This window comes from Prevotella sp. E9-3, assembly GCF_022024015.1.
GTDB lineage: Bacteria > Bacteroidota > Bacteroidia > Bacteroidales > Bacteroidaceae > Prevotella.
Window position 1 is genome coordinate 817,379 of record NZ_CP091786.1, and the last position, 20,715, is coordinate 838,093.

A 20,715-nucleotide genomic window follows, 5' to 3' on the forward strand; every position below is an offset into this window, starting at 1 on the left:
TGTAAGGAATGGACAAGTACTTAATTGTTGGCTTGGGAAACGTCGGCAGTGAATACGATATGACCCGCCACAACACTGGATTTATGGTATTGGATGCTTTTGCGAAGGCATCCAATATCGTTTTTGAGGATAAGCGATACGGTTTCGTAGCCGAGACGACCATCAAGGGCCGCAAAGTTTTTCTTCTGAAACCGTCAACCTATATGAATTTGAGTGGTAATGCTGTTCGCTACTGGTTGAACAAAGAGAATATCGACCAGCAGCGCCTCCTTGTCATTAGTGATGATGTGGCATTACCCTTGGGTGCATTCCGCTTGAAGGCTAATGGTTCTAATGGAGGACATAACGGTTTAGGTCATATTCAGCAACTGATTGGTCAGAACTATGCCCGTCTGCGTATGGGTATTGGCAATGAGTATGCTCGAGGTCAGCAGGTTGACTGGGTATTGGGCCGTTATAGTGATGAAGAGATGAAAACTCTTCAGCCCAGTATTGAGCTTGGTGTAGAGATTATCAACAGCTTCGTGTTGTCAGGTATTGACATCACGATGAATCAGTATAATAAACTGGGGAAGAAATGAGTGAGGCCCGTATAGACAAATGGTTGTGGGCAGCGCGTATTTTCAAAACGCGCAGTATTGCTGCCGATGCCTGCAAGAATGGCCGTGTGATGGTGGGTGGAACTACGGTGAAGCCTTCGCGCATGGTGAAAGTTGGCGAAACGGTGAGTGTGCGCAAACCGCCTGTGACCTATTCGTTCAAGATTCTGAAAACCATCGAGCAGCGTGTTGGTGCCAAGCTCCTTCCTGAGATCTATGAGAATGTTACAACGGCCGACCAGTATGAACTGTTGGAAATGAACCGTATCAGCGGTTTTGTGGATCGTGCACGTGGTACAGGACGCCCCACCAAGAAAGACCGTCGCGCTATGGATGCATTCGTTTCGCCTGCTCTTGAAGGTTTTACTGACTTCGATTTTGATGAAGATTGGGACGAAGCGGATGAAGAGTAAAAATATATTATAGCTATAATCGCACGAATTATAGCTATAATTCTGAAAATTTTAGCTATAATTTATTTCAATAAAAACGCTCCGACTCTTGAATCGGAGCGTTTTTGGTATGTAATAGTTATTGTTTTCCTGTGTTTTCAGAAGAACACTACGTGCGTTTCAATGAAACTCTACAAGCGTTTCAAAGGAAATGATTAGAAACCGTAGATCTCTTTCAGCTTTTCTCCAAGTGCCTCACCGCGCAGGTCGTTGGCAACGATTTTTCCTTTCGGGTCGCAGAGAATGCTTGAGGGAATACTGCGAATGCCGTATGTCTGTCCAGCAATCGACTGCCAGTACTTCAGGTCTGACAGATGAATCCAGTTCAGTTCTTTTTCACGGATGGCACGCTTCCATGCACCTTCTGAACGGTCGAACGAAAGACCGACAACGTTGAATCCCTTGGCTTTGTACTTTTCGTAGTTGGCCTTCACATTTGGCATTTCCATCATACAGGGACCGCACCATGAAGCCCAGAAATCAATCAGTACATAGTTTCCTTTGCCTACGTATTCACTCAGTTTGTGGGTGTTACCCAAAGTGTCTGCTTCAACAACATCGGTAAACATTGCACCAATAGCGCGCACATTCTTTGCGTCCTGTTGTGAACTTACTTGTGCCGTGATGGGCAGTGATGCTAACATCAGGGCAGCCATTAAAAGGATTTTCTTCATTTTCATTGTGTTTAATTTTTGTTCCGTTGGCAAAAGTACATATTTTTCCTGAGAATGGTCGATTGATAATTGCAAAAAAAACTTGAAATATGGTTTAAGATAATATCAAAATCATTATCTTTGCAATCAATCAATTATAAAATTGATGCAAAATAAGGAACTATTCAAAATACTAATCAATCATTATGAATAATCGTGTTGTTGAAGGTTATATGCCTTTTATGGGGCATCAGACCTACTATCGCATTGTTGGCGAGCAGTCGGGAAAAGTCCCTTTGTTGTTGCTTCACGGAGGACCAGGAAGTACCCACAATTATTTTGAGGTTCTCGACTGTATAGCCGATACGGGCCGGCAAGTTATCTCGTACGATCAGATAGGTTGCGGCAATTCCTATCTCGATGGGCATCCTGAACTATGGACACTGGACACGTGGATAGACGAACTTATTGCTATTCGCGAATATCTTCATTTGGATACCGTTCATATTCTTGGTCAGTCGTGGGGTGCCATGCAGGCCATAGCGTATGCAATCGACCAAAAGCCTGTAGGCATTAAATCGTTGATTCTTTCTTCTGGGCATGCCTCCAGCAGTCTGTGGGCCAGTGAACAGCACCGGCTTATTAAGTTCATGTCGGCCGAGGATCAGGAGGCCATCAGGCAAGCTGAAGCCACGGGGAAGTGGGATGATCCTGATTATCTTCGTGCCAACGAGCACTATTTTGAACTGTATGTGACCAGCGTTGATGAACACTCGCCAGAATGTCTAACACGTCCGAAGCGTGCCGGTACGGAAGCTTATTTATATGGATGGGGCCCTAATGAATATCAGCCTTTGGGAAGTTTGAAGGATTTTGAATACACAGACAAGCTTTACCAAATATCTCAGCCCACCTTAATATGTAGTGGTACGCGCGATATCTGTACTCCTGTTGTTGCCGCTTCACTCTATGAGCATATCCCACAGAGCAAGTGGCATCTGTTCAAAAAGGCCCGCCACATGTGTTTCGTGGATGCTCACAAGGAGTATTGCGAAGTGCTTGCTGAATGGTTGCGGGAGAATGATTAGTTTGCTTTGTACTAAGACGTCTGCAAAATAACATGGGGCGCATCCCTGCGCCCCATGCCGTTTTTGCTTTTTATGGAAAAATGACTACTTAATATTGTATTTATAATTAAATCTCTCTTTACTTACCTTTATTTGGAAGCTCGCCTATGCGTGTGAGTTTGAAGTCTGTTGCTGAGAACCATTGCGAATGGCAGGGCTGACCGGTGAATGACTTGTCGGTAGAAACGCCGTAGGCAATAGAGTCGCCAGTCACCATAATGCTGTCAATCAGCAGGTCCGACCAGCCATAGCCTTCCTCGCCGTTTGCCTCGGCAATCTTCTGCCAAAACTCCTGTTTCCACTTCGGCTCTTTTCTCAAGTCGTCCGTTTCTTTAATCTGTGACTTTGCAATTGTGATACTCTCCCAAAGCTCGCCGCCATGATTGCCATAAGCGGGAATCTCTTTCAGTTGAGTCTGATTGCCAATAGCATAGATGAAGGTGCCAGGTCCTTCAGCACGTACGTCACAGTTAAGTGTGTAAATGCCTGGTTCTACTTTCTCCTTACGCTCTATTTGGACAATTTCTTCGCAAGCGGGATTGTAAGCGTCAAGATATCTGATATTGTGATTGCCGTCTAAATATTCTCCGGCCGAGGTGTAGTGCTCGCAGTTCACCGCGGTTAGCAGATTCCATCCCCCTTTGGCTAAATAGTCGGCATCCTCTTCGCTCATCTCGACACCTTGATAGGTGGTGGAGTATGTCTCGAAATCGTTTTCGTGGTCGTACTTTTCTTTATAATTAACTATAAAGATGCTGCATATAATGATGCTGCAGAGTGCTGCTATCCAGATGACGATCCATACGATACGCTGGACGATGCTCATGGGCTGAACCTTATTGGTCAGCGAGAGAATCATGTGTATGGTGGCATAAATGGGAATAAGTAGCAGAATGAATACCGAGCAGATTAAGGTGACCACCACAATGGGGCTGCTGTTGTATATCTCACTAAGCCCCAGGAGACCCAATGGGGCTAAGCTCAGTGAAGGAAATAAAAGTGCTGATATCAGAACGACGATACCAGAAAGTAGGCTGATGCCGCATGCAATACCTACTAATACAGCAATGGCAATGAAAAAGCCGAAGGCGATTTTCAGGATCAGCGTAAAGAAATTGCGCAACAGACTTTGTTGCTCTATTGGCTCGTTTTTGTCAATGACTGCATCGGCCAAGTTTTGTGGTGTCACATTCTTTCCCTCCATTTGAAGCAGTTGTTCTGGAGTTTTTGCTTCAGGCATCACAATGGCCAGAATGATGTATGCCAACAGTCCAAAGCCGTGGGCAAAAAATAGAAGGATAGCCAGCAGTCGCCATACCATTGGGCTGGTGTTCGTATAGGCAGCAAAACCAGATAGTACGCCCGCAAGCATCTTGTCTTTAGGGTTGCGGAACAATTTCTTGCCAGCTGTTCTTTCGCGTATATTGTTATAAATATTCTGTGCAGCTGAACGGGCTGACTGTTCTTGATCATTATCCTCGTTATTGGTTGAGGATTTTTCGTTTTCCTCTCCAGTCAGCTCCTCTGGACGACCAATGCGGGTGATGATGTCTTTTACATGGTCGATAGTGATGGCTTCGGTACCTCTGGTCTTCAGTTCGTCGAACAGTTCGGCAATGCGTGCCTCGATATCATCGACAATCTCATCGCCGCCTTCCTGCTTGCCAAATGAAGAGCGGAGCGACTCGGTGTAGTGCTGCAGCATCTCGTAGGCATCTTCATCTATCTGGAAGAGTCTGCCGCAAAGGTTGATGGTAATATTCTTTTTCATGACAAAAATACTTGGTTCTAAATTGTTAATTTTTTGTTCGGCTCAGCCGATGATTCAGAAGTTGTAATCTGTAGTTCTTAATTCTTTAAGGTAAGAGACTGTACTCGAGAGTTCGCTCCAGGCTGAATCAAGTCCTTCCAGGAATAGCTCGCCATCAGAACTTAGCGCATAGTACTTTCGGGGAGGCCCTTGAGTAGATTCCTGCCATTCGTATTTGAGCAGTCCGTCATTCTTCAGTCGGGTGAGCAGTGGATAAAGGGTGCCCTCCACAACTAGTAGTTCGGCCTGCTTAAGCTGCTGAATAATGTCGCTGGCATAGCAAGGACGACGTTTCAGTAGTAACAATACGCAGTACTCCAACATGCCCTTGCGCATCTGTGATTTTGCGTTTTCAATATTCATAATGCATCGCTTTTATATGTTCACGATGCAAATGTATGTAAAATATTAGTACCTTGTAATACAAAGTACTGTAAAACTATTAATAATTAACATTGTTAAACGAATAAGAAGCGCTGTCACCTCTTTAATATAAGGGACAGCGCTATTTGTTTGGAGGAAGAAATTACGTTGGGTGCTATTGCTTTCAGGGTGATAAATGTTCTGTGGGCTACTGTCTTAAGTATTTAGTAGAGTAGTAGCAGACCAGCAAAAGCACTCATCACAATCATCTTGATAGGGTTGATTTTAAAAACCAGTGTGCCAACAAACGTGGCAATAAAGAGTATAACACTAATACTGAATTGCCAGATATCTTCGTATGGCGTAGAGAAATTTTCCTTGGTACAAAGCAATAGGGTAGCGGCTAAGAGTAATCCTACCACAGCAGGGCGAAGACCTATGAATACTGACTGAACGGTCTGGGTATGCATGTACTTGATAAACATCTTGCTGATAAGAATCATCAAAATGAGTGAGGGAAGCATGAGTGCAAAGGTGGCTGTAAACGAACCTAAGATACCCATGGGGACTGAGTAGCCGGCGTTCACTACGGCCTGATAGCCGCAATAGGTGGCAGAGTTGATGCCGATGGGGCCCGGAGTCATCTGACTGATGGCCACTATGTCGGTGAATTGCGAAGAGGTCATCCAATGCCAACGCTCAACAGTTTCATGCTGAATGAGTGACAGCATACCGTAGCCGCCGCCAAAGCCGAAGAGCCCTATCTCAAAAAATGTGATGAAAAGATATAAGAATATCATGATTTCCTTTTAAGTTTCCCTTTTCTCTGAAAGAGTCAGGGAAAGTGTCCTACTCAGTTGGTTTTATTAGATTACCATATAGCCAGCCGCCAATGCCAGCCGCCAGTATAATGAAGATAGGTGAAACGCCAAGTGCCCAGATAAGCAGAGCACAGGCAACGGGAATCCAAATGGTGGCCCACGTGAGCTGAGCACTCTTTGCCAGTTTGAACGTAGGAACAGCAATGAGTGCCACTACTGCCGGACGAATGCCGCGGAAGATAGAGGCAACGATTGGATTGTCCTGAAACTGGTGAAAGAACATGGCAATAATCAGAATGATCAAGAACGAGGGAAGGGCAGTTCCCAATGCGCAAGAAATGGCACCGTTCGTCTTCTTCAGTTTATAGCCAATGAAAGTGCTGATATTGATGGCAAACACACCGGGACAACTTTGAGAGATGGCTATCAAATCCAGAAACTCCTCTTTCGATATCCATTTATGCTTGTCAACAACCTCAGCCTCTATCAAAGGTATCATGGCATATCCACCACCAAGGGTGAATATGCCAATCTTAAAGAATGTTTTAAATGAATCCCAGTATATGTTCATTACTTGTGAGCTTCAACCCATTTACGTGCATTGACAAAGGCCTCAATCCAAGGCGTTACCTCGTCCTGACGGCGGTCTGCAGGATACCAAGCGTTCTGCCAAGGGAATACGGCACGCTCCAAGTGAGGCATCATGCACAGATGGCGACCATCCTCAGAGCAGATACCTGCTACATTATAGTCAGAACCGTTTGGATTAGCGGGATAGCCTTCGTAGTTGTACTTGGCTATCACGTTGTAAGCGCTTTCAGCTTCAGGCAGTGAGAACTTACCTTCTCCGTGAGCGACCCACAGACCGAGCTTGTTACCGCTCAGCGAGCCGAACATCACGCTGTTGTTCTGAGGAATACTCAGGCTGATGAACTCACTCTCGAACTTGTGTGAGTCGTTGTGCAGCATCTTAGCACCTTTAGCACCTGTGAGGCCAAGTTCAACCATCAACTGACAACCGTTACAGATACCCAGTGACAGGGTGTCCTTGCGGGCATAGAACTTATCGAGTGCCTCCTTAGCCTTGGGGTTGAAGAGGAAGGCACCAGCCCAACCCTTAGCCGAACCAAGTACGTCGGAGTTAGAGAAACCACCGCAGAACACAATCATGTTGATATCCTCGAGTGTCTCGCGACCAGAAATAAGGTCGGTCATCATCACATCCTTCACGTCGAAGCCTGCCAGATACAGACAGTAAGCCATCTCACGCTCACCATTGGTACCCTTCTCACGGATGATGGCTGCCTTGACACCAGAGGGTTGACGGCGATCAGCAGAGATACCATACTGAGCCAATTTTCCTGTGAAGTCCTTGTTGAACTTCATCTCCAGAGGCTGCTTCTTGTAGTTCTCGAAACGCTCCTTAGCCTTACCATTGAAGCTCTGCTTGCAATCGAGCAGATATGATGTCTTATACCATACGTCACGCAGAGCATCGATATCGAAGGTCAGGTCCTTGTCGCCAGCCTTTACCACGATGCTGCGGCTGTCTTCTACCGGATAGCCGATCTTGGCAAAGCCAACACCCTGCTCCTCCATGAAGTCCTTGAACTCCTGCTTGTGCTCATCGCTTACCTCGATCACCACACCGGGGTTCTCAGCGAAGAGTGTCTTTACTACATCGCCATCCTTGCAGATGTCGTGCAGGTTGATATGCATACCACCCTTGGTGTTGGCGAAGCACATCTCCAGCAGGGTGGTAATCAAACCACCGGCAGAGATATCGTGACCGGCCATAATCCAGCCCTTCTCAATCATCTCCTGAACAGCCATGAAGGCATCGGCAAAGTACTCGGCGTTTTTCACGGTAGGAACATCGTCACCCACCTTGCCAAGGCTCTGGGCAAAAGCAGAACCACCCAGGCGCTGCTCGTCGAACGAGAAGTCGATATGATAGAGTGATGCGTTCTTATCGTTCACCAATACGGGGCTTACCACCTTCTTGATGTCTGAAACCTCACCACCAGCTGAAACAATCACGGTTCCTGGAGAGATAATCTTCTCGCCGTTAGGATACTGCTGACTCAAAGACAGCGAGTCCTTACCTGTTGGTACGTTGATATGCAGGTCGCAGCAGAAATCTGAGAGCGCCTTCACGCCCTCATACAGACGGGCATCTTCACCCTCCTGAGAACGACAAGGCCACATCCAGTTGGCTGAGAGACTCAGCGAGTCCATACCTTCAGCAAGAGGAGCCCAAACAATATTGGTCAGTGCCTCGGCTACAGACAGAACAGAACCTGCAGCAGGATTAGCCAAGCCTGCCTGTGGAGCATGACCTATGGCTGTAGCGATACCCTTTACGCCACGATAGTCGAGAGCTACAACACCACAGTCGCTCAATGGCAACTGAATCTCACCCTGACACTGCTGACGGGCAATCTTACCTGTTACAGAACGGTCAACCTTGTTGGTCAACCAATCCTTACAAGCCACAGCCTCCAACTGAAGCACACGGTTCAGGTATTCATTCATCTTATCTTGACTGTAGGTCACGTCCTCGTAATGACGCTCTACAGTATTGTCACGCATGATGGTCTTAGGAGAGTGACCAAACATCTGAGCCACATCAAGGTCGAAAGGTTTTACACCGTCGCCCTGTTTGAATGAGAAGTGGGCATCGCCGGTGGTCTCACCAACCACATACAACGGAGCACGCTCGCGCTCAGCAATCTTACGTACATGTTCGATATGCTTTTCGTCGATGAGCAAGCCCATACGCTCCTGACTCTCGTTGGCAATGATTTCCTTACTTGAAAGGGTCTTGTCGCCAATAGGCAGCTTGGTCATATCAATCTCGCCACCGCACTCTTCAACAAGCTCAGAGAGACAGTTCAAGTGACCTGCCGAACCGTGGTCGTGAATAGAAACAACGGGGTTCACATCCTCCTCACAGAGTGCACGAACCAGGTTGTAGGCTCGCTTCTGCATCTCAGGGTTGGCACGCTGAACGGCATTCAACTCGATACCATTGCTGTAGCGACCTGTATCAACCGATGATACAGAACCACCGCCAAGTCCGATGCGGTAGTTGTCACCACCAACAACAACGACCTTGTTACCCTTCTGGGGCTTCTTCTTCAGACAATCGCGCTTGGTTCCGTAACCAACACCACCAGCCAGCATGATGACCTTGTCGTAAGCGTACTTCTCCTTACCCTCTTGGTGTTCGAAAGTCAGTACAGAACCACAGATGAGTGGCTGGCCGAACTTGTTACCAAAGTCAGAGGCGCCATTTGAAGCCTTGGTAAGAATCTGCTGAGGTGTCTGGTATAGCCACTGGCGGACGGGCAGGATATCCTCCCAGTCCCTCTTAGATTGAGAGTTGAGATTTGAGAATTGAGAGTTTGCTTCCGCATCATCAAGACGGGGATAGGCTGTCATATATACAGCCGTACCGGCGATAGGCCATGAACCTACACCACCACCCATACGGTCGCGAATCTCACCACCCGTACCGGTAGCAGCACCGTTGAATGGCTCTACGGTAGTGGGGAAATTGTGAGTCTCAGCCTTCAGCGAGATCACACTCTCGATATCTTTTATTTGGAAATAATCGCTGGTACTCTGATCCTTTGGAGCAAACTGCTCAACAACAGGACCCTGTGCAAAAGCCACATTGTCTTTATAGGCAGAGAGAATCTTGTTGGGGTTCTCTTGTGTAGTCTTCTTGATCATAGCAAAGAGGCTTGACTCCATCTCCTTGCCGTCAATGATGAATGTACCACCAAAAATTTTGTGACGGCAGTGCTCAGAATTAATCTGAGCAAAACCGAAGATCTCAGAATCAGTAAGAGGACGACCGTTCTGCTTCTCCAGTCCATGCAGATACTCTATCTCTTCAGGACTGAGGGCCAAACCCTCCTGCTCGTTATATTCCTCCAGATTGTCCACATACTTGATGGGCTCAGGTTTGATGTTGATAGTAAAAATGTCTTGGTTTAGTCCGTTATACTTGCGTTGCAGCATGGGGTCGAAGTCTTCGCTGTCTGCAGCAATAGGGAAATACTCCTCTATACGCGAAATGCCGCCAAGATTCATGTTTTGTGTAATCTCAACGGCATTTGTTGACCAAGGAGTCACCATTTCACGGCGCGGACCAGCGAAACAACCTTCCAGCGTTTCGCCATTTAAGAGCGTAGCACCGCCATAAAGCCAACAAAGTTCATCGATTTCCTGTTTTGCGAGCTGATGGTCTACCTCAGTAGCTATCACGCTCTGTTGTGGAGTCTTGAAGAAAAGAATCATAATTTTCTTAATACCTTAATATTATATTAAAAATTTGGTTGCAAAGGTACGAATAAGCGAGCGAAATACCAAATTTTTATGATATGTTTTCAGAAATGGAATATATTGTTCACGATTTGTGAGTCATGAAAGATAACAAGTGACGTTGTTTCTGTTTTGATTTATATCAATTATTTATAAAAACATGGCTAAAAACTTACAATTTGTTTGTAAAGTGGGTAAATTAGTTATACTTTTGCAATGTGTTTTTCATAGTATTAGATTTAAGGTTAACAAAGGTTGGGTCACAGCGGTGACCCTTTTTTGTGCTCGCAAACAATTTGTATTATAAAATTTTTTATAATTTTCTTTGGCGGAATTAGATTTTTTTTCATACTTTTGCTTTTGTGAATACTTTATGTTTCAATCTGATAATATCAATCTGACAAAACTTTAATTCAATATTTTTTTCAACCTAAAAACGTTTATAACATGAAAAAGTATTTAGCAGAACTAATTGGTACGTTCGTATTAACTTTCTTGGGCTGTGGCACGGCTGTAGCTTTGGGCTGTGGTGCTGATACTGCATCAATAGTAGGAACCGCCGTAGCTTTTGGATTGGCTGTAGTGGCTATGGCTTATACCATTGGCGGAATCTCAGGATGCCACATCAATCCTGCCATCACCTTGGGCGTTTACATCAATGGCGGCATCAGTACTAAAGATTGTGTTCTGTACATGGTGTTCCAGGTTATTGGTGCTGTTCTGGCCGCAGCTTGTCTGTATGGCATTGTTTCTACCGATCCTTCTCTTGTTATTACTACCTCTACAGGAGCCAATGCCTGTGCTTACGGTACAACCAATGGCTTGCTGGTAGAAGTTCTGTTGACAATGATTTTTGTGCTGGTGGTATTAGGTGCCACCTCTAAGACCAATGGCGCTACCAACAATTTTGCAGGTCTTGCCATTGGCTTGTCATTGATTCTCATCCATTTAGTAGGCATCCACTTTACAGGAACCTCTGTCAATCCTGCCCGTTCTATAGGTCCAGCCTTGTTTGAAGGTGGTAAGGCATTGACCGATCTCTGGGTGTTCATTGCCGGTCCGTTTATTGGAGGCGCACTGGCTGCCTGCGTGTGGAAACTTATCGAACCTACTGAAGAGAAGTAAACTATTTGTAAACTGCGCGTTACATTTTTGGCCTGCGGGTTTATCAGAAGAGTAGGAGAACTTTAAAAAATCCGAAAAACCTGATAAATCCGTAGGCTCTTTTTCTGTTTTATTGAAAGATTTCCGTAATTTTGCGCTCAGAAATTTGATAATTAACAGTTTAATTGATTAATTAATTATGGTAAACTACAAAGATTTGGGTCTCGTAAATACTCGCGAGATGTTCAAGAGAGCAGTAGCTGGTGGCTACGCTATCCCCGCTTTCAACTTCAACACAATGGAACAGATGCAGGCTATTGTACAGGCTGCTGTTGAAACAAAGTCACCTGTTATCATGCAGGTTTCTAAGGGCGCACGCAACTATGCTAACGCTACTATCCTTCGCTACATGGCTGAGGGTGCTGTGGCTTATGCCAAGGAACTCGGTTGCGAGCATCCTGAGATCGTACTTCACCTCGACCACGGTGATAGCTTCGAGCTCTGCAAGGACTGCATCGACATGGGCTTCTCTTCTGTAATGTACGACGGTTCTTCACTGCCCTACGAGGAGAACATCAAGATTTCTCGTCAGGTTGTAGAGTATGCACACAAGTATGATGTTACTGTTGAGTGCGAGCTCGGTGTGCTGGCTGGTGTTGAGGATGAGGTTGCCTCAGAGGTAAGCCATTATACAAAGCCCGAGGAAGTTATCGACTTCGCTACACGTACAGGTTGCGACTCACTGGCTATCTCTATCGGTACTTCACACGGTGCTTACAAGTTCAAGCCTGAGCAGTGCACACGTGACCCCAAGACTGGCAAGCTCGTTCCTCCCCCACTCGCATTCGACGTTCTGCACGAGATCGAGAAGAAACTTCCTGGATTCCCCATCGTTCTCCACGGTTCTTCTTCAGTTCCTCAGGACGAGGTTGACACTATCAACAAGTTCGGTGGTAACCTGCCCGACGCTGTAGGTATCCCCGAGGAGCAGCTCCGCGAGGCTTCTAAGAGCGCTGTTTGCAAGATCAACATCGACTCTGACTCTCGTCTGGCTATGACTGCTGCTATCCGTCAGTACCTGGCTGAGCACCCAGATCACTTCGATCCTCGCCAGTACCTGAAGCCCGCTCGTGAGAACATGAAGAAGATGTACATCCACAAGATTAAGGAAGTACTCGGTTCTGACGGCAAACTGGCTCAGTAAACCATAAAAGACAATAATTTAAGGGGGCATGTCGATAACAGACATGCCCCCTTTTCTTTTCTATTTCTTTTTCTTCTATCTTTTCTTTTTAAAGAAGTCTTGCATCAATTGCCTACATTCTTCTTCGAGAATGCCACCAGTAATATTTGCTTTTGGGTGCATCACATTGGGTGCATAGCGCCGAAAACCTTTCTTTTCATCGGGTGCGCCATAAACAATGCGAGGCAGTTGTGCCCAACCGATGGCTCCGGCACACATGGGGCAGGGTTCTACCGTCACATAGAGCGTACACTCAGTAAGGTATTTCCCGCCCAGTTCGTTGGCTGCCATCGTAATAGCCTGCATCTCGGCATGAGCAGTTACGTCGCACAAGGTCTCTGTAAGGTTGTGGGCTCTGGCTATGATACGGTCTTTACATACGATAATCGCCCCAATGGGCACCTCACCCTTCTCCCCTGCTTTGCGAGCCTCATCGAGTGCCCGTTGCATGTATTGTTCGTCTTTACTCATTCTTCATTCTTCACTTTTCACTCTTCACTCATCCAGCTCACGGTCATGTCGTAATCGTCACCGTCCCACACGCAGCCGTCGTGGTCTTCGTAACCATCGATGCTGTTCGAGAAATGAATGGACTCACCTGGGGTTAGGATTCTCGACGGGCAGTCATATTCCTTGAAAACGATGGCGTTGGGACGAATCTCTTCAATGCGCACACTGCGAAAACCTTGGATGTCCAGTTCTCCTACCTTAGCCTCAATATCGAACTTTTTCCTTTCCACCTTGCTGCCACCGCCCATCGACCATTCATCGTCTGTCCAGTGTACGTGAAGCATGATGGGGCCGTCGGGAGCTTCTGAATCCAGAAACTTGCCGTTCGCCCAAGATCCTTCCTGACGAATGCCTGCACTGGGGTAGGTATAGATCCCATGTCCGTGGCAGAGTCCGTTATGGAACTCTCCTTCATAGCGACGAGGCTCTTCTCCGTAGTCTACGCTGTCAGCGTCGGTGTAGATGCCTTTACCCTCAGGACGACCGTCCTTGATTTCTCCTTCGTAGACCTTCTTATAGTCATACTCTATGCGGTCGGCCCATACCAGTACCTCCTCTGTGAGCTTGTTGCCGTAGGGGTCGGTCTCCAGCTCCATCCTCTTGGCTCCCTGTGGGTCGTATTCCCATTCTGCCTTTTCGTCCGTCTGCTTGCCCTCTTTCCATTCGCCCTTCAGCATCTTACCGTCGCTGGCACGGTGATAGGTGCCGTAGCCGTTCCAAGGCTGAAGCAGTCGCGTGCTTCTTCCATAGTGCGAGAACGAGTCACCGTTCTTATAATAGACAACGCATGAGGGGAAGCTTACGTCGCATTCGGCCTTCCCGCCCCATTGTCTTATGCGGATGCCGTTGGGCAGCAGTATCTCCATGCGACTGGTATCGGTTGAGTCATTGTTGAACTCATAGGTTACTTCGCTCTCCCATCGCTGCACTTCCTTGCCGTTACAGTATTCTATAGCGACAGGCTTCTCGCCCTCAATGATTTCGATGCCCCATTTCACGCCGCATACCCACATGGTGATGCGCTTCAGTCCCTGTGCATCCTTCCAGCGGTAGATGCCCATCAGTTGGTCGTTGCCGTCAATCCAGCAGTCGGGTACCTCGCTGCCGTCCTTGAACTTGTACTTGCCACTTGCTGTGTAAGCTGGCCCGTTAATATGCGCGTAGCTCAGATGGAAGAAACCCTCGAAACGGTCGCCGTTGGGATAGTCGATAGCTCCGTTGCCGATGGGACCTTGCAGTTGTTGCCGGATGGTATCGCCCCACTGCCAGTCACCATAGTATTTCTTTCCGTTTTCGTTGAGTTGTCTCATAGCTAATAGGTGTTATGGGTTCATCATGCATGTCTTTGCTACAAAGATAGTCAATTTCCAGATAAATCATGAAGAAATCAGATATAAATTTGCATAAGTCGGGGAAAATGGCGATATTTGCAAAGATAAAAGACATGCATTTCCAGCTTGATACATATTGCCGAGACCGATTCCACCAATCGCTGGCTGAAAGAGCACAGGGGGGATGAAGACTGCGTAGTAGTGACCGACTACCAGACGGCCGGGCGTGGTTGCGGTACCAACCGTTGGGAGTCTGAAAGGGGGAAGAACCTGCTATTCTCAGTGCTAATCCATCCGCCCAGTTCGTTGGCTGCCATCGTAATAGCCTGCATCTCGGCATGAGCCGTTACGTCGCACAAGGTCTCTGTAAGGTTGTGGGCTCTGGCTATGATACGGTCTTTACAGACGATGACGGTACCTATCGGTATTTCGCCTTTTTCTTCCGCTTTCCGAGCCTCGTCCAAGGCCTTGAGCATAAATTGCTCGTCCTTTTTCTGTTGTTCCTCAGTTGTCATGTGAAATGTTCTTCAGTTGTCAAATGATGTATTGTACTTCTTTGAATGCATATCGGCGCTCATGTCCGCTGTCATCTGTCAGAAGCAGATGACCGTCATCTTCCACATTGGCTATTTCGGCCATGAACACACCGTCCTTGTCAGTATAGGGGTGATAACCTTTGCGGCGATAGAGCGCAGCCATATAGTCAGCTTTCAAATCCTGACAAAGTCTCTGTTTAAAGCATTGCAGGATGCTGTTCAGTAATTCTTCGCGGTTGGTTTCCTGTTCTGTAATCTGCCAAAGTGATACAGGATTGGGAGCATCACTTTCAAACATCTGCTGGTTCACGTTCAGTCCCACGCCAATGATGCTTTCCTTGATGAACTTCCCTTGGAGTGTATGTTCTATCAGAATACCGCATATCTTCCCGTTTCGCCAATAGATGTCGTTGGGCCATTTGATGCTTAGGTCGCCGATATACTGTCCCAATGCGTCGGTAATAGCCAGTGAGATGGCCATAGAGATATGAAATTGTCTGTTGGCAGACAGTTTCCCTTCTTGGGCAATCGTTCCCAGAACAGACTCAGTAGGGTGTATGCGTATAGAGAAAAGCAGGTTCTTTCCGCGCTCACTTTCCCAGCGGTTTGTTCCGCATCCTCTACCAGCCGTCTGATAGTCGGCTACCACCACCATGTCCCTCTCTGAAGGATTGTCTTTCAGCCATCGGTTGGTGGAATCGGTCTCGTCAATATATTTAATAATGTAGTCCATAATGATTGTTTTGCAAATTTCGTAAAATAATTTTTAAGTGCCAAAAGAATGGAGAAGCTTTTTCATTGTTTGAATGCCTGTTCTAAATTTTGGCCATTATTTTCTGAATTTTGGCCAAAATTTGAAAAATAATGGCCAAAATTTATTTTCGTATTTAGTGAATTGCGACGGAACAGAAATTAGGGAAACATGGAAAACTTCAACAGCTGTAATCGTATTATTTTGCGGTATATGAGAAAAAAGTTTCTATTTTGTTTGGAACTTATTGTTTTTTTTTTATCTTTGCGCCCGAAATGCGTTAAATGGCTGAAGATAGCCTGTTTTGATGCATTTCTTGGAATAGCCAGGAAGCTAATTCCTATACTAGCCCGACCAATATTAATCTTAACTATAAATTAAATAGTCATGAAAATTAAATCTTTTTTCTTATTAACTTTTTTGAGTCTATCATTACTTGCAAAGGCACAGTGTTTCCCCGTTGACACACTGAAGTTGAACACCACTTACCGATTGCTTGAGAAGAATCCGGGCAATGAGGAGTTGAAGAAACAGTTTTTTGATTCATTCCCTAACACTTGGTTCGATTTTATCTCAACGTACGGATATTCTTCTCAAGAAGGATATGACCTTTCTATGTATTTTATGGTAAATAAGCACCTAGATGCATTGGGCTCGCAGTCTTCAAAGGTTTCGGATGCTGCTTATTGTGAGAAAATTGTGAGTCTTGCAATTGGTGCTATCTTAGATGCCGACGGTCCGAATGCCCTTCACGGTCTGGAACACGCAGTTATGAAAAACAAGACAAAGGCGATGATGAGCGTGATTGCAAACTTGACAGAGCCTGACCAGATGTTGTACTGGCAATTCTACTGGTCTGCCTTGTTTAAAAAGGATTACGTTGATGAATACGAGCAATTGCGCAAAAAGCTGATTAACGATTATCCTAACGAAACGAAGATTATGGATATCGCCTTTGAATATTTTTGTGGCAAGGTGCTTTTCGGATCCTGGAACCATATCAATGGCCGTAAATTAGCTTTTGAAGGGCGGTAATGAAAATAAATTCTGTTTACCAATTGATTGAAAAGAAAAATTCTTATCTTTGCATCAGAGATTAAACAATTGTTATACTATGGCAAGATTTAAGAGAATTCTTTTGAAGTTATCAGGCGAAAGTCTGATGGGTAAACAGGGATTCGGTATTGACCCTGAGCGACTGAGCGACTATGCGCAGCAGATTAAAGAAGTGAGTGAAATGGGAGTGCAGATAGGCATCGTTATTGGCGGTGGCAATATCTTCCGCGGATTGAGCGGCTCCCAGAAAGGCTTTGACCGTGTAAAGGGCGATCAGATGGGCATGTGTGCCACGGTTATCAACTCGCTGGCGTTGAGTTCTGCTTTGGGCGCTATCGGCGTGAAAAACAAGGTGCTGACGGCTATCCGCATGGAACCTATCGGTGAGTTCTACACCAAATGGAAGGCCATAGAGGCTATGGAACAGGGGCAGGTATGCGTTTTTTCCGCAGGTACAGGCTCGCCTTATTTCACTACTGATACGGGCTCGTCGCTGCGTGGTATAGAGATTGAGGCCGACGTGATGTTGAAAGGTACACGTGTGGATGGTATCTACACGGCCGATCCAGAGAAAGACCCCACCGCCACTAAGTTCAACGATATTACTTATAAAGAGGTGTTGGCTCGTGGCCTGAAGGTGATGGATCTCACAGCCATCTGTATGTGTCAGGACAACAACCTGCCTATCTATGTGTTCAATATGGATGTTGTGGGCAATCTGAAGAAGGTAATGGAGGGCCAGGAAATCGGAACTCTGGTGCACAACTGATTCCGGTCACGCCTTATTCAATTTAGAAGGCTTCAATAAATAAAAGAAATCAGAACAACGATTCCCATTGTGCTGGTTTCTTTTATTTATATAGATGGGGAACAGCAAATAAATACAATGATTACTTTTCGGTGAATTCAACGTATTCGCCCTCATCCTGGCTGAATATCTTCTTTTTACGTTCTTGGCGTGAGCGGTCGTCAATGATGGTGAATCCTTGATCGGTAGTAGCTGTTTGGTGTTGCTGCTCCTTTTGCTGTTGCTGAGCGTTGGGCTTACGGAAATGACTTCCGGTGTTGGTACCTTTAAAGTAGTCCTTATCAAATTGAGGGCCCTCGCCATCACCACGGTAATGCTTGTCGGCCATTCGCTTAAAGGTCTCCTCGTCGTAATCGCCTGTGATATGCTGACGGATGCGCAGGTACAGTTTCCGCAGGTGGTAAAAGGCAACCAATAAAATGACCGCCCCGAATGCTGCAAGAAATAAGATTACTGCACCGAAAATCTTCATGATGAGAAATTTATTTGCGGGTAATCAAAGAAAGTATCACATACCATGCAATCACAGCAGCGATGCCGATAACGCTGAAATTGATAGCGAGAGGGCAGATAATCATCAGTGCAGAAGTGATGACAAAGATGTATTTCACTTCGTTACCTTTCCATCCCCAATGCTTGAATTTCAATGCGAAAAGGGGCAGTTCGGCTACAAGCAGATAGCTGCTTACTAACAGCATTGCCACGATGATCAGGAATAGATAAGTATCAGGAATTTCGAGAGAGTTTACAAAATCTGTCTCTTCATCGAGAAAACTGATGAGTGAGCCCCAGAACAATGCGTTGGCTGGGGTGGGCAGTCCGATAAAAGATGTGGTCTGTCGCTCATCCAGGTTGAACTTGGCCAGTCGCAGAGCTGAGAAAGCTGCCATGATAAAAGCTACGAAAGGCATGAAAAGCGAGTGCAGGTCAAAACACGAGAGGTATGAGAACACAATGGCTGAGGGCGCTACACCGAAGGTAACGACATCGGCCAGTGAATCAAGTTCCTTACCAATGGGCGAGCTGACGCCAAGAAGTCGTGCCGACATGCCGTCAAAGAAATCGAATACGGCACCAATGATAATAAACAACAATGCTATTGACAACATGCCATAGATTGCAAAGACAATGGCAATACAACCAGATATCAGGTTGCAACAAGTAATGGCATTGGGAATATGCTTCTTCATAATTCCAACTATTTTAAATGTATGAACTATGAATGATTATTGGGGCAAACGTGCAATAACGGTCTGATCGCCTGTAGTAGGCTGCCCCATATTTACCTCAACTTTTGAGCCGATAGGCAGGAATACATCGACACGCGAGCCTAACTTGATAAAACCCAAGTGCTCGTCAATATAGCAGTCTTCCTGTTCCTTGGCATAAGTAACAATGCGACGTGCCATAGCTCCTGCAATCTGACGAACGAGAATGTCCTGACCGTCAGGGGTTTGAATCATGGTGTCGGCATGTTCGTTTTCTTCACTGGCCTTGGGAAGCCAGGCACGGTGATAGTTGCCGTTAAAGTGTTTCACGAATTTTACCTTACCGTCAACGGGGAACCAGTTGGCGTGAACATTCAGCGGACTCATGAATATACTGATCATGAGACGCTTATCGTGGAAGTAATTATTCTCTTCAACTTCTTCGATCACCACAACCTTACCATCAGCAGGCGCCACAACAATACGCTCGGTGTCGCCCGAAAAATAACGGATAGGACAACGATAGAAGTTCAGCATCAGCAGCCAAGCAGTGCCAAAGATAGCTATAAAAATGATAAAAGGAATTGGCGTGTCGAACGAACGTCGCAGAATAACGCCTAATGCGATGATTGCAAAAAGAATGTAGAGCAACTCTTCAGTGCCCTCTCGATGTATTCTAATTTTCTTAAGTTTCTTGATTCTTTCTCCCATGGTTAGCGTTAGCTAATTGTGTATATTAACTGCAAAGGTAATGCTTTTTTGTAAAATGGCAAACTTTTTGATTGTTTCTTTGCGTTTTAGTGAATAAAATGACCATTTTATGTTAGATTAATCTTTACAGTTCTGCTTCATTTGGGACATTATCAGTCCATTTTATAACCGGTAATTCTTTTTCGTTGAAACTGATAGGCAACCAAAGGTGAAGACTCTGTGACAGATGGCGCGGATTCCAGATATCAGCCATGAACACGAACTCTTTTCCTGTTTTCATGATATAGGTGCCCTGTGCACCGAAAGTTTTGTCGGCAGGCATGTCGTGATAGCCTGTAGCCACACCCATGAAAGGGGAGGGCAGTTGGTGCCAAGGCCCCCAGATGTTGTCGGCTGTAAACAAACGCGCTTCGTTTGGAGCCCAACCGGTGCATCCCGAACAGATGAGCCAGTAGCGCCCGTCGTGCTTGAAGATACAAGGCGCTTCGTTTTGTCCGCCTGGTGCCACCATTACATATCGCCCCGTGTAATCAAGATAGTCGTTTGTCAGTTCACTGATGAGAAGTGTAAGGTTTTCTTGCGATGAGGTGAGGTGATAGGCACGTCCGTCATCATCGATATAGACCGTCATGTCGCGACTCATTTGTCCGCTATTCATATCGCGCCACAGGTACATGCCTTTCTCTACCTCTTTGCGCCATTCAGGTGTCCACCACTTGTCCCATTTGGAGGCATCAGTATTTTTTGCGGCAGCTATCTGCTGCTGATTCATGTTGAAAGGCCATTTCCCTGCGTGCAAGCGAGTACTTCTCAGGTATCGGAACGGACCAGTAGGCGAGTCGCTCTCAGCAAAGGCCACTCGGGCGGCTTCATAGCCGCGTCCTTTCAGCTCTAAATGAAAAAGCATCACAAATTTTCGCGTCACCTTGTTGTATATCACCTTTGGTCGCTCCATAATACATCCGCGCTCAATGTCGTGCCCGTTTTCTTCACTTACGCTTAGAGCGATGCCTTCGTTTTTCCATTGTTGAAGGTCGGCGGATGAATAAACGGCAATACCTTTCTCTGTGGTGAATCCGCGATAAGGGCGATGCTCACCGTACCAATAGTAAGTACCTTCGTGGAAAATGATGTTTCCGCCGTGGGCGTTGATATGCTCCCCGTCTGTAGCAAGCCAAAGTTGGCCGTTCTTGAACTGAGCACAGATGGCTGTTGCAAAACACGATGTGATAAAGAGGACGAGAAGTCGTAGTAATGTTTTGTGATGTTTCATCTTTTTGGGTAGTTATTTTGTTCGGTA

Annotated in this window: 21 protein-coding genes and 1 pseudogene; 8 read left to right on the forward strand and 14 right to left on the reverse strand. The window is 46.1% G+C overall.

What is annotated here, in order from left to right; all coding sequences use genetic code 11:
* Window positions 1–8: 8 nt before the first annotated feature.
* Complete coding sequence (gene pth, locus L6475_RS02985) at window positions 9–581, forward strand: aminoacyl-tRNA hydrolase (RefSeq protein ID WP_237822360.1); 573 nt, start codon at window positions 9–11, stop codon at window positions 579–581.
* Window positions 578–1,012 carry an RNA-binding S4 domain-containing protein gene (locus tag L6475_RS02990; RefSeq protein ID WP_237822362.1) on the forward strand — a complete coding sequence of 145 codons (435 nt, stop codon included), beginning with the start codon at window positions 578–580 and terminating at the stop codon, window positions 1,010–1,012. The genes pth and L6475_RS02990 overlap by 4 nt, the downstream gene beginning before the upstream one ends.
* Window positions 1,013–1,206: 194 nt before the next feature.
* On the opposite strand, the gene L6475_RS02995 is transcribed toward L6475_RS02990, so the two are convergent.
* Window positions 1,207–1,725: a peroxiredoxin family protein gene (locus tag L6475_RS02995; RefSeq protein ID WP_370641632.1), complete on the reverse strand. Its 519-nt coding sequence runs from the start codon at window positions 1,723–1,725 to the stop codon at window positions 1,207–1,209.
* Window positions 1,726–1,910: 185 nt separating this feature from the next.
* Between L6475_RS02995 and pepI the strand changes: the two genes are divergently transcribed.
* The gene (gene pepI / locus L6475_RS03000) at window positions 1,911–2,792 is read left to right on the forward strand and encodes a proline iminopeptidase (protein WP_237822365.1); all 882 of its coding nucleotides are present in this window, start codon (window positions 1,911–1,913) and stop codon (window positions 2,790–2,792) included.
* Window positions 2,793–2,910: 118 nt separating this feature from the next.
* On the opposite strand, the gene L6475_RS03005 is transcribed toward pepI, so the two are convergent.
* From L6475_RS03005 to purL, 5 genes are all read right to left on the reverse strand, one after another.
* Entirely contained in the window at window positions 2,911–4,602 is a 1,692-nt protein-coding gene (locus tag L6475_RS03005; protein ID WP_237822367.1) for a PspC domain-containing protein, read from the reverse strand.
* Between the two features lie 54 nt (window positions 4,603–4,656).
* Window positions 4,657–5,004: a PadR family transcriptional regulator gene (locus L6475_RS03010; protein ID WP_237822369.1), complete on the reverse strand. Its 348-nt coding sequence runs from the start codon at window positions 5,002–5,004 to the stop codon at window positions 4,657–4,659.
* 224 nt (window positions 5,005–5,228) lie between these two features.
* On the reverse strand, window positions 5,229–5,804 hold the full coding sequence (locus L6475_RS03015) for a chromate transporter (protein ID WP_237822371.1): 576 nt from the start codon (window positions 5,802–5,804) through the stop codon (window positions 5,229–5,231).
* A 49-nt stretch (window positions 5,805–5,853) separates the two neighbouring features.
* Window positions 5,854–6,396 carry a chromate transporter gene (locus L6475_RS03020; RefSeq protein WP_237822373.1) on the reverse strand — a complete coding sequence of 181 codons (543 nt, stop codon included), beginning with the start codon at window positions 6,394–6,396 and terminating at the stop codon, window positions 5,854–5,856.
* Entirely contained in the window at window positions 6,396–10,133 is a 3,738-nt protein-coding gene (gene purL / locus L6475_RS03025; RefSeq protein WP_237822375.1) for a phosphoribosylformylglycinamidine synthase, read from the reverse strand. The genes L6475_RS03020 and purL overlap by 1 nt, the downstream gene beginning before the upstream one ends.
* Before the next feature lie 471 nt (window positions 10,134–10,604).
* On the opposite strand from purL, the gene L6475_RS03030 reads away from it, so the two are divergent.
* Complete coding sequence (locus L6475_RS03030; RefSeq protein WP_237822377.1) at window positions 10,605–11,282, forward strand: MIP/aquaporin family protein; 678 nt, start codon at window positions 10,605–10,607, stop codon at window positions 11,280–11,282.
* A 178-nt stretch (window positions 11,283–11,460) separates the two neighbouring features.
* On the forward strand, window positions 11,461–12,465 hold the full coding sequence (locus tag L6475_RS03035; RefSeq protein ID WP_237822379.1) for a class II fructose-bisphosphate aldolase: 1,005 nt from the start codon (window positions 11,461–11,463) through the stop codon (window positions 12,463–12,465).
* A 75-nt stretch (window positions 12,466–12,540) separates the two neighbouring features.
* Here the strand turns inward: L6475_RS03035 and L6475_RS03040 are convergent, their stop codons facing one another.
* A complete protein-coding gene (locus L6475_RS03040) occupies window positions 12,541–12,975 on the reverse strand; it encodes a nucleoside deaminase (RefSeq protein ID WP_237822381.1) in 435 nt (144 codons plus the stop codon).
* Window positions 12,976–12,992: 17 nt separating this feature from the next.
* Window positions 12,993–14,324 carry a hypothetical protein gene (locus tag L6475_RS03045; RefSeq protein ID WP_237822382.1) on the reverse strand — a complete coding sequence of 444 codons (1,332 nt, stop codon included), beginning with the start codon at window positions 14,322–14,324 and terminating at the stop codon, window positions 12,993–12,995.
* Window positions 14,325–14,546: 222 nt separating this feature from the next.
* Here L6475_RS03045 and L6475_RS14545 point away from each other — a divergent pair, with 222 nt between their 5' ends.
* The gene (locus tag L6475_RS14545; protein ID WP_370641672.1) at window positions 14,547–14,687 is read left to right on the forward strand and encodes a hypothetical protein; all 141 of its coding nucleotides are present in this window, start codon (window positions 14,547–14,549) and stop codon (window positions 14,685–14,687) included.
* Here the strand turns inward: L6475_RS14545 and L6475_RS03055 are convergent.
* Both L6475_RS03055 and L6475_RS03060 read right to left on the reverse strand, forming a co-directional pair.
* Window positions 14,639–14,860: pseudogene (locus L6475_RS03055) on the reverse strand (nucleoside deaminase); the annotation flags it as partial. The gene L6475_RS14545 and the pseudogene L6475_RS03055 sit on opposite strands and share 49 nt — an antisense overlap.
* A 19-nt stretch (window positions 14,861–14,879) precedes the next feature.
* Complete coding sequence (locus L6475_RS03060; protein ID WP_237822384.1) at window positions 14,880–15,614, reverse strand: biotin--[acetyl-CoA-carboxylase] ligase; 735 nt, start codon at window positions 15,612–15,614, stop codon at window positions 14,880–14,882.
* 405 nt (window positions 15,615–16,019) lie between these two features.
* Here L6475_RS03060 and L6475_RS03065 point away from each other — a divergent pair, with 405 nt between their 5' ends.
* Both L6475_RS03065 and pyrH read left to right on the forward strand, forming a co-directional pair.
* A complete protein-coding gene (locus L6475_RS03065; protein ID WP_237822386.1) occupies window positions 16,020–16,667 on the forward strand; it encodes a hypothetical protein in 648 nt (215 codons plus the stop codon).
* 79 nt (window positions 16,668–16,746) lie between these two features.
* Window positions 16,747–17,457, forward strand: coding sequence for a UMP kinase (gene pyrH, locus L6475_RS03070; RefSeq protein ID WP_237822388.1), 711 nt, complete (start codon window positions 16,747–16,749; stop codon window positions 17,455–17,457).
* A 121-nt stretch (window positions 17,458–17,578) separates the two neighbouring features.
* Here pyrH and L6475_RS03075 read toward each other — a convergent pair whose 3' ends face one another.
* From L6475_RS03075 to L6475_RS03090, 4 genes are all read right to left on the reverse strand, one after another.
* Window positions 17,579–17,968 (reverse strand): DUF4834 family protein, encoded by a 390-nt coding sequence (locus tag L6475_RS03075; protein ID WP_237822390.1) that lies wholly within the window; start codon window positions 17,966–17,968, stop codon window positions 17,579–17,581.
* A gap of 10 nt (window positions 17,969–17,978) precedes the next feature.
* Entirely contained in the window at window positions 17,979–18,686 is a 708-nt protein-coding gene (gene pssA / locus L6475_RS03080) for a CDP-diacylglycerol--serine O-phosphatidyltransferase (protein ID WP_237822392.1), read from the reverse strand.
* A 36-nt stretch (window positions 18,687–18,722) separates the two neighbouring features.
* On the reverse strand, window positions 18,723–19,415 hold the full coding sequence (locus L6475_RS03085) for a phosphatidylserine decarboxylase family protein (protein ID WP_237822394.1): 693 nt from the start codon (window positions 19,413–19,415) through the stop codon (window positions 18,723–18,725).
* 124 nt (window positions 19,416–19,539) lie between these two features.
* Window positions 19,540–20,688, reverse strand: a complete 1,149-nt coding sequence (locus tag L6475_RS03090; RefSeq protein ID WP_237822396.1) for a glycoside hydrolase family 43 protein — start codon at window positions 20,686–20,688, stop codon at window positions 19,540–19,542.
* Window positions 20,689–20,715 lie beyond the last annotated feature (27 nt).